Origin of the sequence: Salmonella sp. SAL4457, from assembly GCF_046548235.1 — a bacterium.
GTDB lineage: Bacteria > Pseudomonadota > Gammaproteobacteria > Enterobacterales > Enterobacteriaceae > Salmonella > Salmonella enterica.
In genome coordinates this window covers 1-240 of the sequence record NZ_JBGDZO010001243.1, presented here as the reverse complement: position 1 = coordinate 240, position 240 = coordinate 1, and the positions used below count along the sequence as shown (strand labels likewise).

The following is a 240-nucleotide window of genomic DNA, read 5'->3' as shown; positions in this document are numbered from 1 at the left end:
GATCCCTTCATCGCCCTGATCATCGCCGCCGGCTTCCTCGGCCTGACCTCGGGGATGCCGGTGGAGAAGATCGTCAAATCCTTCCAGGACGGCTTCGGCGGCGTGCTCGGCGGGACCGACGAGCTGCAGGACGACGTCGGCACCGGCCTGACCGAGGAACTGATCTTCGGCCTCGGCGGCAAGACCAGCCGCGTCGATACCCGCCTGGACCTGTTCATGCGCGAGGGAGCGTTCAACAGC

1 pseudogene is annotated in these 240 nt (G+C 66.7%); it reads left to right on the top strand.

The features are described from left to right. Positions 1-240: pseudogene (locus ACLJNW_RS28165) on the top strand (hypothetical protein); the annotation flags it as partial.